Raw genomic sequence first — 13,326 nt, 5'->3', positions numbered from 1 at the left:
CAAGAGGTATTCGCATCAGGCTGCCTGCGTTTTTTCACCGGCCAAACGCTCTCTGAAAGGCTTACTCTGAAACTACTGATTCTTTTCACTGCCATTGCCCTTATCTTAGCATAGAATTTCTGCAAAGTCAACTCCTTGTGAAAAAAGTTGTGTTAACCTATTGACAGATATATGTTTACACTATAAAATATATGTTAACTGAAAAAAAATTAAAGTTAACACAAGAAAGGAAGGTCCACATGACATTCAAAACACGAACCCTTGCTTTTACCGCTCTCCTTGCCGCTTTAACCGCAGTTTTAGCCCAAATCGCCATTCCTCTGCCATTTACACCGGTTCCATTAACACTGGGCACCCTAGGAGGATATCTAGCTGCCGGACTTCTTGTCTGGCAGTCGGCCGCTATGAGCCAGTTGGTTTATGTTTTTATCGGGGCCGTCGGTATTCCTGTTTTCGCCGGATTCACCGGTGGCTTCGGCATCGTCATGGGCCCTACTGGCGGGTATCTTATCGGATATATCGTTTCTGCGCTGGTGGCAGGACTTATTATTGGAAAAACTAACGGCATGTTTTACTGGTATATCATCGCCATGATTGCGGGTACCTTTTTCTGCTATCTCTTCGGAACAGTTTGGTTCATGGCAGTCACCAAAACCGGGTTGGCCGCTTCGCTCACCGCCTGTGTCATTCCCTTCCTGCCCGGAGACGCTATCAAAATCGTACTCGCTTCCCTGCTGTCATTCAAGCTGCGCCCCATTCTTAAACGGACAATAGCATGAATCAAAAAACGCGCCGGATTCCGGCGCGTTTTTATTTGCTTTATTCTTTGGCATTCAGCACTTCGATAGCCTTCATCAGCTGAGGATCAGAAGTTTCATCCAGAGTATCGAAATTCAGTTTCTGCTCGGTAGTCAATGCGACTTCGTAATCAGGTTTGAGGCCGACGCCATTAAAATTCACGCCGCTGTGAGGATTAAAATAACCAACAGTCATCTTAATAGCAGAGCCATCCTCCAGCGGAAATGCACCCTGCATAATTCCTTTTCCGTAGGTGGTCTGCCCGATGAGTTCAGCGACCTTGAAGTCGCGGAGGTCAGCGGCAAACAACTCGGCGGCACTGGCAGTCTCCCCGTCCACCAAAACTACCATCGGAAGTTCAATACAGCTGGAATCCGATGTCCGGAGCACCTTGGTTTCACCTTTTTTGTTGGTCTCAGACACGAGATCTCCCTCAGGGAGCAGGTAATCCAGCACATCCGCCACACTGTCCAATAGTCCGCCGGGATTATTCCGTACATCGAAAATCAGGCCCTTAACGCCCTGAGATTTCAAATCAGAAACAGCATATTTGAAGTCGTCCACCGTAGTGTCATCAAAATTACTTATCTTGATGTAGCCATTTTCGCCAAGAGGACGGTATTCGATGGTAGAGGACTGAATGTTTTTCCGGGTTAGCTCCACCGAATAATCCTCGCCTTCCCGACGAAGAGCAAGGTTTACTTTGGTGCCTTCTTCGCCCTTGATATTGGACATAGCTTGCGTATATCCGATGGTGAGAATGTCCTCTTCGTTGACCTTGACAATCAAATCCCCCGCCTGGATGCCCGCCGCTTCCGCAGGAGAGGCCTCCTTGACGTCTACGATGAGAATATAGCCACTGTCGTCCTTGCGGGCCGTGGTACCAATACCCACTAAAGTACCTTCGTTTTCTTGTTGGTAGTACTTATACTCTTCCTGGGTCATATAGGCGGCGTATTTGTCGTCGATCCCCACCATATAGCCTCTGGCCACATAGTTTAAAAGATTTTCCTCGTCAATGTCGCCCAAATACTGGTTGCGGACGTAAGTGTCGATTTCAGACAGCTTTTTGTAAAGGTGCTCCCGCTCATCAACATTGGCAATTTTCGTGTTGAAAACATTGAGTGAGAAGAACATGGTAATGGTAAAAGTAATCGCCGCGGCGATTGCCATAAAACAAATCGCCACTCCTAAAGAGATTTTTTTGTTCATGCAGTTTGCCTCACTTTCGAGTAATGAAATTGGTCGGCATTCCAAGTGTAAAGGCTCTATCGTCCCGATAGAGCCTTTACACTTGGAGCGGCGCTCCACGCGCCGCCGCCTGACACGATGTTATTAATATATTTCGCTTATTTCGTACAAATTCAGCCCTGATACTCATTATACTTAAAAAATAGAAATATTTTAACCCGGTTTTCTAAATTATTTTAAAACATTCACGAAATTAAGCATGCACATAATTAGCGGGATTCTGATGTTTGCCGTTGACTCGAACCTCAAAATGCAGGTGCGGACCGGTAGAATTTCCAGTAGAACCGACTTTGGCAATGGTCTGTCCCTGCTCCACCTTCTGGCCAATGCTGACCAAAAGCTGACTGGCGTGCGCATAAAGGGTAGAATATCCTCCGCCGTGGTCAACGATGATATAGTTTCCGTAACTGTAGTGGCTAGTGGACTGGATTACTGTTCCGGAAGCCGCCGCCACAATATTTGCGCCGAACACGCCGCCGCCCGTAATATCCATACCGGTGTGAAAGCCACCCCAACGGGACCCATAGGGAGAGGAAATCCTGCTGTACCCCGGCAATGGCCAGATAAACTGGCTGTTTGCGGTGGAGCCGTCAGAGCTGTTGGACGAATGAGTCTTATACCAGTTTTGCAGCTCCGCCTCAACGGCTTTTTCTTCCGCCAGGGCTGCATCCCGATTGTTTTCGTATTGGTCTTTCAGGGCACCATAATCCTGCATGGCATCTTTGCTCTGGGCATAGGCCTGCTCCAGCTCAGATTGGGTCGCCTTAATGTCCTCCCGCTGGATAATGATCTCCTGCTTGCGCTGCTCGATAGCCGCTTTGTCCTGTTCGATACCGGTCTTTTCCTCTTCGATAGCCGCTTTCTGGGCGCGCAGGTCTTCCACCAGCTGCTGATCGTGAGCAGAAATAGCCTTCATCATCTCGGCGTTTGTCAAAAAGTCGGAAAAACTTTCCGCCGAAAGGAGCATCTCCAAAGAAGAGTTCTCTCCCGCCATATACATGGCGCGCATCCGCTTTTTGAACGCTTCGTATGTATCGGTGATCTCGATTTCCTTATTGGCAATATCCTCTTCTTTTTGCGCGATCTGGTTGTTTTTGTCGGCGATGTCGGCATTCATTGCTGAAATGCTTTGCTGGAGGACGTTGATTTTCTGCTGGTTGAGAGAAATCTGATTGTCCAATGCCTCTTGCTTTTGTTTTTCCGCGCCAATCTGCTTATTGACACTGTTCAGGTTGGATTTTGCCTCGTTTAGCTTCTTCTGAATTTCTTTTTGCTTTTGCTGAATCTCGCTGAGAGAGTCGGCAGCCGAAACCTTGATAGGCTGTTCACCCGTCATTCCAAATCCAACTGTGCAGGTCAGACACAGTGCGGTAATCAACGCCCAAATTCTCTTTTTTTTCACAATACCGCCCCTTTCCTATTCTGTGCGACGACTATTCCTCTTAAACTTTCAAATGGCCTCTCATGCTCATGGCGCTTCCAAAGCCGCCGACCACGATGCCGGAGATGAGGAAGTACCCTAAAATCTGGTAGGAGATGTGTTTAAATGGCACCAGATTCTGGGAGATGGAGGCAAGCCAGGTATTGGATTCCGACGTGACCGCGTTCAGGAACACATTGTAGCCGCCCCAGATGATTCCGAAAGCCGCCAGCGCGGCGATGAGCCCCAGGGTGATTCCCTCCACGATGAACGGAACCCGGATAAAGGCGTTGTTGGCGCCTACGTATTTCATAATGTTGATTTCTTTCCGCCGGGCGAACACCGACGCCCGGATGGTATTGGTGATGATGACAAGGGAAACAATAACCAGCGCGATGATGATCGCGCCTCCAAAGGTGTTGACCATCTTCCGCATGTGCATCAGGGTGTTGCTTAAATCGGTAGGCGCGTCCACTTTAAGGATATAATCCATGCTCTTAATTTGAGCAACAATGGAGTCCAGATGCTCTGGATCCAGAATTTTGGCTCGGAAAGATTCCGGCAAAAAGTCGTTTTCCACGCCATCCATCAGTCCCACGTCGCCGTCCAGATATTTGTTAATGACATCGTCCATGGCCTGATCTTTGGAAACAAAGGTAATATCCCCCAGGCCCTCCATTTGATCCAGCTGGGACCGCAGGGTATCGCTGTACCCTTCCGGCGCCTCCAAATCAACGAACACGACGATTTCATTTTGTTCGCCGACGAATTTTACGATGTTGTCCACGTTGATGCTGAAGAGTACCGCGAAGCCGACAATCAAAAGGCAGGCGATGAGCGTTCCTATAGAGGCGATTGTCATCATGCGGTTGTTCCATAAATTTTTGATACCGTTTTTAACGAGGTACCTGAAACTGCTAGCCCTCATAGGCACCTCCTATGTAATCGTCAAACACCACGGAGCCTTCCTCGATGTTAATTGTGCGTCCGCCGAAATATTTTACCATGTCGTGCTCGTGAGTGACCATTAGAATGGTAGTTCCGCATTTATTGATGGCCTTGAGCATCTCTACGATCTCATAGGAGAATTCCGGGTCGATGTTTCCGGTGGGCTCGTCCGCCACGATAAGGGGCGGATCGTTGACCAACGCCCGCGCCAGGGCCACTCTCTGCTGTTCACCGCCCGAAATTTCATAGGGGTACATACGGGCCTTGTGTTTTAAATTCATCAGTTCCAGCACATAGGGCACCTGCTGACGAATGGTTTTCACCGAGGCGTCGGTCACCCTGAGGGCAAACGCCACGTTGTCGTAAATGGTCATATTGGGAATCAGTCTAAAATCCTGAAATACCACACCGATACTTCTTCGAAAATTGGGAATCTGCCGGTTTTTCAATCGGTTTAGGTTGTAGCCGTTGACGATAACCTGTCCCGACGTGGCGATTTCTTCCCGGAGTAAAAGCTTTAGTATTGAGCTTTTTCCTGCACCAGAAGAACCCACAACAAAGGCGAATTCCCCGTTGTTGACCCGCAGATTGATATTTTTCAGTGCCTCCGTCCCGTTTTGATACTGAAACGAGACGTCAATCAAATCGATCATGCTAACATCCTCTCTCAAACGCCCTTTATCTCTCTGTCTGTGGAGATTTTCCCAATGGAAAGAGCCTCCTCCGTTACTGGGGAAGCCCCAAAGCGATGGGCAGGTATATTACCTGCCCCTGTTTTCTCTCTGTACGCCCCGGAAAGCGAGGACTCAGAATTTCATTGGATTGGAGGTGAGGTATTTCTTGACCATCAACGCAATCTTAAAGATGATGGCGTGGTCGAATTCCCTCAAATCCAGTCCGGTGAGTTTTTTAATTTTTTCAAGACGGTAAACCAATGTATTTCTGTGAACAAACAGTTTTCTGGATGTTTCGGAAACGTTCAGGTTGTTTTCAAAGAACCGGTGAATGGTAAACAAAGTCTCATGATCCAGCGAATCGATGGAACCGGTTTTAAAGACTTCTTTCAGGAAGGTTTCACACAAGGTAGTGGGCAGCTGGTAAATCAGCCGTGCAATACCAAGGTTGTCATAGCTGACGATGGATTCCTCGGTATCGAAAACCTTACCAACTTCCAAAGCGATCTGGGCTTCCTTAAAGGAACGGGCCAAATCCTTGACACCGACAACACTGGTACCGATGCCGACCACTGCCTTAGTGTAGAATTCTGAGCTGAGGGTATCCACGATAGAACGAGCCAGTTTTTCCAAATCTTTAGACTCAATACCCGCTTTTGTTTCCTTGATCAAAACGATGTCCGTCTCGCTGATGTTAAAAACAAAATCCTTTTGCTTATCAGGGAACAGATTTTGGATAACCTCGTAAGCGGAAACATCATTGGTGGTCACAACCCGGATAAGAAGTGCCACACGGCTCACATCGATGTTAAAGTGCAATTCACGTGCTTTGATGTAGATGTCGCCGGGGAGAATATTGTCCAAAACAACGTTTTTGATAAAATTGTTGCGGTCATATTTCTCGTCATAATACTGCTTAATGCTGGAAAGAGAAATAGACAAAATTTGGGCATAACGAGCCGCAGTCTCATCGGTTCCTTCCACAAAGACCGCATAATCGGCTTTGATATGGGGGCCAAAAGGCTTGTAGGTGTAACCGTCCCGGACGAATACATCATGGGAGTCACCAAAATCAACTGCATAATAATCGCTGTTGTTTCCGATCTTTGACAGATCACTGCACGCAATGATAGCGGATGTTTCGTCAATTACGCCGATCACGCGGTCAATGGCATCTCTCATCTGATGGACTACACCCTGAAAAAGTCGATTTGACATAATTTACTACCCCTTTTTCCAATATAATGTTTCCAAAGCAGCAACAACTCCCGTGCAGAAAACGATCCTGGCACAGGTAAACTATTACCCTAAGTATACATTATATATGTTACCTCTTTTTTAGCAAAAAAGCAAGGAAAACCGGCATATTTTTTGTAGAAATTTCGAAAAAAGGCGAAATAGTTACAAAATGATTACAAATTATCACTCAAATCGTACCATAATTCATCCAAAAATTTGTTACGAAACGCTGAATTTTTATTTGGTAAATTTAGGAGGGGTATTTCATCAAACCAGCAGACTATCTTAGCTCTTTTAAATCAGGAAAAATCTGAGTGGGATCCAATATCTTCCCGTTCTTCTGCACTTCAAAGTGAAGATGAGGACCGGTTGAGTTACCGGTAGAACCTACAAAAGCGATAGTTTCTCCCTGAGCTACCTGCTGCCCTTCTGTCACTGTTAGCGACTGGCAGTGGGCGTAGAGGGTCTTATACCCATCCCCATGGTCAATGACTACATAGTTGCCGTAAGCATGTGCGGCAGTATTAGCGGTCACAACCACGCCAGATTTTGCCGCGTGGATTTCCTCGCCGGAGATTCCGTTCCGGGTCACGTCCAGCCCTTTGTGAAAGGCAAAGGTGTTTTTTCCGTAAGGAGCTGTTATACTCAGATCCCCTGCTACCGGGAATAGCCAGTTTTCAAGTTGATCCGGTGTCACAGCAGGTTCTGTTCTCAGCTGGGTGGAAGTCGAAGGCACATTTTGGTCGTCGGCGGTAACCTGAGGCTTGGGAATCAGCGCACAGGCAACCACCAGTACCGCGACTAATGAGCAGGCTCCCACCATGAACCCCTTTCCCCGGCAGGCAGTATCATCATCGCTGAGAATTCTTTGGCAGCGGACTTTTAGCCTGCTGTGATCTGCTGCAAATGGTGCCGACACCAGTGGGAGTCCCCCCTTTTGACGGCAGGCGGTTTCTAAAACCGTTTTCCCGTAAAGTTTGCGGGCTTCGAAGCCACATTGCCGAAGCACCTCGGCGTCACAGGCTTCTTCCATAGAAACTTTTAATTCAGAGCTGATAAGATAGGTTACAGGATTAAACCAGTGAACTGCTGTGACTACCATCAACAGGAAGCGGATGAAAAGGTCGTGGCTTTTGTAATGAGAAAGTTCATGAAACAAAATCAACCGCTCCTGCTCGGGCAGCATAGAATTTTCCGGCAGATAAACAGCCGGTCGAAAGATCCCTATCAGCAGAGGTGTATCGGTTTCTTTGGTCCGATACAATTTTATGTTTTTTGAGATGCCCAACCTACTGCAAATTTTCTGCATGTCTTCTTTGTTTGGAGCATCCTGGACAATTTCTCCCTGACGTTTCAGCCTTATGGAAAAAATCGTGTAACAAATCAGCTTTGTAAGGAGTATCAGCGCCGTTCCGCCCAGCCACAGCCAAGTCAAAACCGTGAGCCAGTTGTTTTCCGGAATTTGGAAGCCAGCGGGCTCAGTCATCACACCGGGAATCAAGGTAAATTGATTTTGTGTGGAAACTGCCCCCGATGGCAAAGCGCTTGTAAACGACTTCTTGATATTTATGGAAAATGGAAGCATCATCGACACAAGCAGCGAGACCCAGACTATGCACTTAGTTCGGGCACGGTATTGCTTTTTTGAAAAACGGAAATACCCTTTCAGCAGCAATGCTAAAATTCCTGCGGCAGCACTAAGTAAAATGATTGATAGAAAAATCCGTTCCATTACTCCTCCTCAAACATTGCACAAAGTTCCAGCCATTCCTCTGAGGTAATAGCCTGCTCCTCCACCAAGGTGGCAACAAGGCTTTTAGCCGAATTGGCGTAGATTTTCTGCAAAAAGTTTTTAGTTTCCTTTTTTTGATAGTTTTCTTTTTTTACCAGCGCAGAGTAATACTTGAGCCTGCCCTTCTTCTGAAGCTCGACAAAGCCCCGCTCCGTCAGTCGGGCCAGCAATGCGTGCACCGTCGAAATGGACCAATTTTTTTCCTTTTCCAGTGCCTTATGGATGTCTGCCGTTTTCAATGGCTCGTCAGAACGCCAAAGAACTCCCATAACATCCAATTCTGCATCGGGCAGATGTTCCTCATACAATTCTTGCTTTGTTTCCCGTGGCATAGTAGCGCCCTCCGTTTCTCTACATTTGTCAATTTATTACAATATATCACCATTCTCTACATTTGTCAATAAGAAAAAGAAAAATTTTTTTTGAAAAATCGGCATCCTGTTTCCAGAATGCCGATTTTGATTAATCCAATATCATTTTATCGGTGAAACTGTCCTCCGCCGTAGAGGAATACAGCTCCATTAACTTTTCCACTGTCATATTAGCCCGTTCCTGTCCCTCCAGCATCATGAGCGCCTTGCCCTGACTCATAACAAGCGTTTTGTTGCCATACTCCAAGGCGTTTTTGATGTTGTGTGTGATCATCAAGGTCGTGATTTTGTGCTCTTTAACGATTTCATCGGTAAGACGCATGACCTGCTCTGCCGTTTTGGGGTCGAGGGCCGCCGTGTGCTCATCGAGGAGCAAGAGCGCCGGCGTCACGATAGTTGCCATCAAAAGGGTGACCGCCTGCCGCTGTCCACCTGACAGAAGCCCCATGGGGGTCTTAAGTCGATCTTCCAGCCCCAGGTTCAGCTCACGGAGTTTTTCGCGGAAAAACTCCTCATCAGACTTTTTGACCCCCATGGAAAAGCCCCGTTTTTTTCCGCGGCTATAAGCCAGCCCCAAATTTTCTTCGATGGTCATGTGAGGGGCGGTGCCTTTCAGAGGATCCTGAAAAAGTCGGCCAATTTTTCGGGCGCGCCTGTGCTCTTTCAGATAGGTAATGTCCTTGCCGTCTAAAAGCACATTGCCGCTGTCGGCTTCGTAGGTGCCGGAAATCACGTTCAAAAGGGTAGATTTTCCTGCGCCGTTGGAACCAATAACGGTGACAAAGTCCCCGGATTCCAGAGTCAGGCTCACATCCTGAAGGGCCCGCCTTTCGTTAACAGTATTTTTATTAAAAGTGATGTTGACGTGTTCAATTTTTAGCACGGCGGCTCCTCCTTTTCATGATAAATCCCTTCAATGTGGGAATGCAGATAGCAATGGTGACGAGAATAGCCGAGAATAGCTTTAAGTCACCCGCCTCTAAGCCAATACGCAGAGCGATAGTCAGTACAAAACGGTATATTACCGCGCCGACGACAACAGCTAATAGACTCCGCAGGATGGACTTACGGCCAAAAACCGCTTCACCTACGATAATGGAGGCGAGTCCGATTACCATCATGCCAATACCACCGCTGACATCGGAAAAGCTTTGGTATTGAGCGAGAATGGCACCTGCCAGCGCCACGAAAGCGTTAGCAATGGCAAGTCCCATAATTTTCATAGCATCGGAGTTAATAGAGGATGCCCGCACCATATCCTCGTTATCCCCAGTAGCCCGAAGAGACATACCTAGCTGGGTTTTAAGGAAAAAGTAAATAGCTAAGAGGGAAATGATGAGAATCAGGGCGATCATCATAAGGTTGGCATACTGCTCACCCATAAGCTGTGTGAGGCCGGAAAAGATGCTTTCCTTATCAAATAGGGAAAGGTTAGGCTTTTGTCCCATTACCCGAAGGTTCACTGAATATAATGCAGTCATTGTGAGGATGCCCGCCAGAATGGGTTGGACCTTCATTTTAGTCTGCAAAAAGCCGGTGACGCATCCGGCTAACCCTCCCGCGACCATAGCGAGAATCACACCCAGTACCGGATGACCATTGACAGCAAAAATAGCTGACACCGAAGTCCCCAACGTAAAGGTGCCGTCAATGGTCAGGTCTGGAATGTTGAGGATACGAAACGAAATAAAGATGCCTAGGGACATAATGGCAAATATCAGGCCCAATTCCAAGGCGCCCTGTATAACCGATAAAGACATAGCGTTTAACTCCTTTGCCTGTTGTGAAAAAGCCAATACGGCGGTGCCCTTTCGGAAAACACCGCCGCAAATATTCTGCTGCCAATAGGATTACTGCATCAAAACGACTCTTTCCCCATTGAGAATTTCATCGGGGATGGTAACGCCGATTTCTTTGGCGGTAGTTTCATTGATATAAGTGTTCAGATCATCTTTAAACACTTTCACCGGAATATCGGCGGGGCTTGTGCCCTTGAGAATAGCATCAGCCATGTTGGCAGTCTCTTTTCCAAGGTCGGTGTAGTCAATGCCGATGGTAGCAAAACCGCCGTCTGAAACCATGGAATCAGCACCGGTATAAACCGGAACTTTCGCCTTTTTGGTCACTTCGGTAACAGCTGCCATTGCGTTTGCAATGGTGTTGTCGTTAGGAGCAAAAATAGCGTCCACCTTATCGGCCAGAACCTGCGCAGCCTGCTGAACCTCAGAGGTGTTGGTGGCGACACCTTCCACTACCGTCAGATTGTGCTGTTCTGCAAATGCTTTTGCTTTCTGAAGGTTGGATTCGGAGTTGGCTTCGCCAGTATTGTAGAGCACACCTAAAGTTTTCATATCGGGAGTCAGCTGAAGGGCCAGGTTCAAGATTTTTTCCACCTGAACGGCATCGGAGGTACCAGTAATGTTTTTATCGGGTTTCTCCATGTCGGAAACGAGGCCAGCAGAAACAGGGTCCGTGACGGCAGAGAAAACCACAGGAATGTCCTTGGCAGCGGAAGCAGCAGCTTGTGCCGTAGGAGTTGCGATAGCGACAATTACATCTACCTCATCCCCCTGGAAGCCCTGGATGATAGAATTAAGCGTATTCTGATCCCCTTGGGCACTCTTGTACTGGATGGAGCAGTTTTCACCGTCTTTATAACCCAAGGTTTCCATCTGCTCAGTAAAACTATCCCGAATGGTGTCCAGAGATTTATGCTCGATGATCTGGACAACACCAATTTTCTTCATTTCGCCAGTTACGGGAGAAGAACCTTCATTTTCTCCACAAGAAGCGAACATACTGGCGGTCAAAATAGACGCGGTCAAAACACTTAAAAACTTTTTCATATCAATATTCATTCCTTTCTGAAAACTGGGCATCTTTCTGGCTCAGCCGCAAAATATCACAGCAATACCAATCACAAAGGCCCAAACAAAAACAAGTCTTGCCTGATTCTAAGAGTTTGCTTTAAAACTGTTCATCAAGCCGGTTTTTCTATCTTCGGTTCAATTGGATACGGCGTACGAAAATCAGCGTCGCCATATTCCGGTAAATCCAAAGCGCATGATCAAACGGTTCATGCCAATCCCTCCTGCAAAAAGTTTCAGAAAATGAAAAAAGCACCTGTCTCTCGGATCCAATGTCCAAGGACAAGCGCCTAAAAAGCAACCTGCGGTACCACCTTGTTTGGCGTTATGTAAACGCCCTCTCAACGAATGCTGACACATTCTATGCTCTGTAACGTGAGCCCACGTCGCATGATACTCGGCGTAAACCTTTCCCTGCGCCCTCAAGGGTCCATTTGTCCGATCCGCGTTTCTGTCGGGCTCCCAGCATCCCCGGCTCTCTGTGAGTGCGCTTTCGGTTTTATCTCCCTCTCAAAGGTTTTCTATACTCTACCACAAAAAATGAACCTTGTCAAGGCCTTTCGCAAAATATTTGACACTGAAAAAATACCTCGCTGTGCACTGGAGCTTGTCACAGCTTATGAAGGCAAAAAATCCCGGCTTTGGCGCCGGGATTTGCTCTCTTTTGCAGTGAAAATATTTTATTCCAAGACGTAAACTTCCATCTTTTTGGCACCGAAAGCGTAACACTCCTGATTGGTGTCAAAGAAAAGGTCAACGAGTACGCGGCCGTCCATCAAAGCTGTTCCGGTGTCTGCTGCAATGGCATAGCCATAGGTAAACGATCCGTCAGCCGCTTTAATATAAAGTTTGCTGCCATAGGGGATGATTTTGGGGTTAACGGCTACATGCCCTACTACTGCATATCGACCGCTAGCGGTTTTAGCGCCTTTGCGTGCGCTGTAGGCAGTTCCCTTACCGGTCAGTTTCTTAACATAGTTTGTGGGGTTGCCTTTGCCGTCCAGCGTCAGGGACGCCGGGGCCGCAAGAGGGGATACCGGAGCCGTCTTGTCACCCAAAAGTACAACTTCATTGACAGGCTTTTTGTCTATGCGTTCTTCAACCACCTCGGACTCTTGAACGACACCGTCAACGACATACTCTCTGTAGACAGTGGTTTTCTGTCCGGGAGCACCTGCGGTAATAATTTTGGTAGCACCATTTTTTAAGGTTGGTGTCCGCTCCGTCTTCGACTCAAAGGGAATTTCAGAAACTTCCTCACGAGTGCGGTAGGAAATTCTCGTTACGACGATTTTAGTGCCCTCGGCTACTGTTTCAGTGAGAGCTGGGACAACGGTATCCTGCTCCCCGAGAGTAATCCCAGCCCGCTCCAGAGCAACGGCGACGGTCTCACCTTTCATAGGAGCCCAGTACTGCTGCCCGTCGGCCCTTACCGATACGGGATAAGCCCGGTCAATATCCAAGTCATAAACCTGTTTCCGTCTTTCCCTGTAGGTAAAGGTATCATACTGGCTGAGAGGAATATTGGCTTCCTCCAAAATTTCCTTAGGATCCTCAAGTTCTGTCAAAACAATTCGTTTGTGCTGACCGTCGTCCACATACACGAGTCTGTGGAAACTGGCCAAACCACTCAGAATAGAGGAAAGCATCACTGCAACGACGGTGAGAGCAACAGGTTTTGCCAATCGAGATAAAACTGATTTCATAACTGCTCCTTCACATGATAAAATCCAAATCGGTTATTAAAGCGAACTCTCAAAACCGGCTTCCCGCTAGGGCCCCGGCTATATAACGGTTTCATCTTGTAAACCATTGTAACCGATTTGTTTCCATTCTATTCATCACATTGGAGTTTGTCAAAGATTTTATCTCTCATTTTTTGTGCAAAATGACAATATAAATTTTTCGCTTACCGAAATTAAACTGGAATAACTGGGAATATTTGCTGTTATTTGGGGACAATTAC

The 13,326-nt window shown here is 47.2% G+C and carries 12 protein-coding genes and 1 other annotated feature (1 of these 13 only partly in view); of the genes, 1 reads left to right on the top strand and 11 read right to left on the bottom strand.

What is annotated here, in order from left to right:
- Positions 1-98 (bottom strand) — a binding site (T-box leader); it reaches 140 nt to the left of the window's first position.
- 141 nt (positions 99-239) lie between these two features.
- On the top strand, positions 240-779 hold the full coding sequence (locus H8710_RS01970; protein ID WP_249293721.1) for a biotin transporter BioY: 540 nt from the start codon (positions 240-242) through the stop codon (positions 777-779).
- Between the two features lie 40 nt (positions 780-819).
- Here the strand turns inward: H8710_RS01970 and H8710_RS01965 are convergent, their stop codons facing one another.
- The 11 genes from H8710_RS01965 to H8710_RS01915 form a co-directional block, all read right to left on the bottom strand.
- Positions 820-2,010 carry a S41 family peptidase gene (locus tag H8710_RS01965; protein WP_249293720.1) on the bottom strand — a complete coding sequence of 397 codons (1,191 nt, stop codon included), beginning with the start codon at positions 2,008-2,010 and terminating at the stop codon, positions 820-822.
- Positions 2,011-2,242: 232 nt separating this feature from the next.
- The gene (locus H8710_RS13435) at positions 2,243-3,451 is read right to left on the bottom strand and encodes a murein hydrolase activator EnvC family protein (RefSeq protein WP_249293718.1); all 1,209 of its coding nucleotides are present in this window, start codon (positions 3,449-3,451) and stop codon (positions 2,243-2,245) included.
- Positions 3,452-3,491: 40 nt separating this feature from the next.
- Complete coding sequence (gene ftsX, locus H8710_RS01955) at positions 3,492-4,397, bottom strand: permease-like cell division protein FtsX (RefSeq protein WP_249293717.1); 906 nt, start codon at positions 4,395-4,397, stop codon at positions 3,492-3,494.
- Complete coding sequence (ftsE, locus tag H8710_RS01950) at positions 4,387-5,070, bottom strand: cell division ATP-binding protein FtsE (protein ID WP_249293715.1); 684 nt, start codon at positions 5,068-5,070, stop codon at positions 4,387-4,389. The genes ftsX and ftsE overlap by 11 nt, the downstream gene beginning before the upstream one ends.
- Before the next feature lie 153 nt (positions 5,071-5,223).
- Entirely contained in the window at positions 5,224-6,309 is a 1,086-nt protein-coding gene (locus H8710_RS01945) for a PucR family transcriptional regulator (RefSeq protein WP_249293714.1), read from the bottom strand.
- 301 nt (positions 6,310-6,610) lie between these two features.
- Positions 6,611-8,062, bottom strand: a complete 1,452-nt coding sequence (locus H8710_RS01940) for a M23/M56 family metallopeptidase (protein WP_249293713.1) — start codon at positions 8,060-8,062, stop codon at positions 6,611-6,613.
- The gene (locus tag H8710_RS01935; RefSeq protein WP_249293711.1) at positions 8,062-8,454 is read right to left on the bottom strand and encodes a BlaI/MecI/CopY family transcriptional regulator; all 393 of its coding nucleotides are present in this window, start codon (positions 8,452-8,454) and stop codon (positions 8,062-8,064) included. The genes H8710_RS01940 and H8710_RS01935 overlap by 1 nt, the downstream gene beginning before the upstream one ends.
- A gap of 130 nt (positions 8,455-8,584) precedes the next feature.
- Positions 8,585-9,376: an ABC transporter ATP-binding protein gene (locus H8710_RS01930; RefSeq protein ID WP_249293709.1), complete on the bottom strand. Its 792-nt coding sequence runs from the start codon at positions 9,374-9,376 to the stop codon at positions 8,585-8,587.
- Complete coding sequence (locus H8710_RS01925) at positions 9,363-10,253, bottom strand: ABC transporter permease (RefSeq protein ID WP_249293708.1); 891 nt, start codon at positions 10,251-10,253, stop codon at positions 9,363-9,365. The genes H8710_RS01930 and H8710_RS01925 overlap by 14 nt, the downstream gene beginning before the upstream one ends.
- 90 nt (positions 10,254-10,343) lie before the next feature.
- Positions 10,344-11,339 (bottom strand): ABC transporter substrate-binding protein, encoded by a 996-nt coding sequence (locus tag H8710_RS01920; RefSeq protein ID WP_249293707.1) that lies wholly within the window; start codon positions 11,337-11,339, stop codon positions 10,344-10,346.
- Positions 11,340-12,040: 701 nt separating this feature from the next.
- Positions 12,041-13,066, bottom strand: coding sequence for a resuscitation-promoting factor (locus tag H8710_RS01915; RefSeq protein WP_249293706.1), 1,026 nt, complete (start codon positions 13,064-13,066; stop codon positions 12,041-12,043).
- Positions 13,067-13,326: the final 260 nt, after the last annotated feature.

The sequence above is a fragment of the Fumia xinanensis genome (genome assembly GCF_014384905.1).
GTDB lineage: Bacteria > Bacillota > Clostridia > Oscillospirales > Ruminococcaceae > Fumia > Fumia xinanensis.
The sequence above is the reverse complement of the archived record's forward strand: the minus strand, read 5'-3'. Positions and strand labels throughout refer to the sequence as shown.

What these genes read in the sequence shown, in the direction of transcription:
- H8710_RS01970 (WP_249293721.1), top strand. Translation starts at nt 240, where the DNA reads ATGACATTCAAAACACGAACCCTTGCTTTTACCGCTCTCCTTGCCGCT.
- H8710_RS01965 (WP_249293720.1), bottom strand. Translation starts at nt 2,010, where the DNA reads ATGAACAAAAAAATCTCTTTAGGAGTGGCGATTTGTTTTATGGCAATC.
- ftsX (WP_249293717.1), bottom strand. Translation starts at nt 4,397, where the DNA reads ATGAGGGCTAGCAGTTTCAGGTACCTCGTTAAAAACGGTATCAAAAAT.
- ftsE (WP_249293715.1), bottom strand. Translation starts at nt 5,070, where the DNA reads ATGATCGATTTGATTGACGTCTCGTTTCAGTATCAAAACGGGACGGAG.
- H8710_RS01945 (WP_249293714.1), bottom strand. Translation starts at nt 6,309, where the DNA reads ATGTCAAATCGACTTTTTCAGGGTGTAGTCCATCAGATGAGAGATGCC.
- H8710_RS01940 (WP_249293713.1), bottom strand. Translation starts at nt 8,062, where the DNA reads ATGGAACGGATTTTTCTATCAATCATTTTACTTAGTGCTGCCGCAGGA.
- H8710_RS01935 (WP_249293711.1), bottom strand. Translation starts at nt 8,454, where the DNA reads ATGCCACGGGAAACAAAGCAAGAATTGTATGAGGAACATCTGCCCGAT.
- H8710_RS01925 (WP_249293708.1), bottom strand. Translation starts at nt 10,253, where the DNA reads ATGTCTTTATCGGTTATACAGGGCGCCTTGGAATTGGGCCTGATATTT.
- H8710_RS01920 (WP_249293707.1), bottom strand. Translation starts at nt 11,339, where the DNA reads ATGAAAAAGTTTTTAAGTGTTTTGACCGCGTCTATTTTGACCGCCAGT.
- H8710_RS01915 (WP_249293706.1), bottom strand. Translation starts at nt 13,066, where the DNA reads ATGAAATCAGTTTTATCTCGATTGGCAAAACCTGTTGCTCTCACCGTC.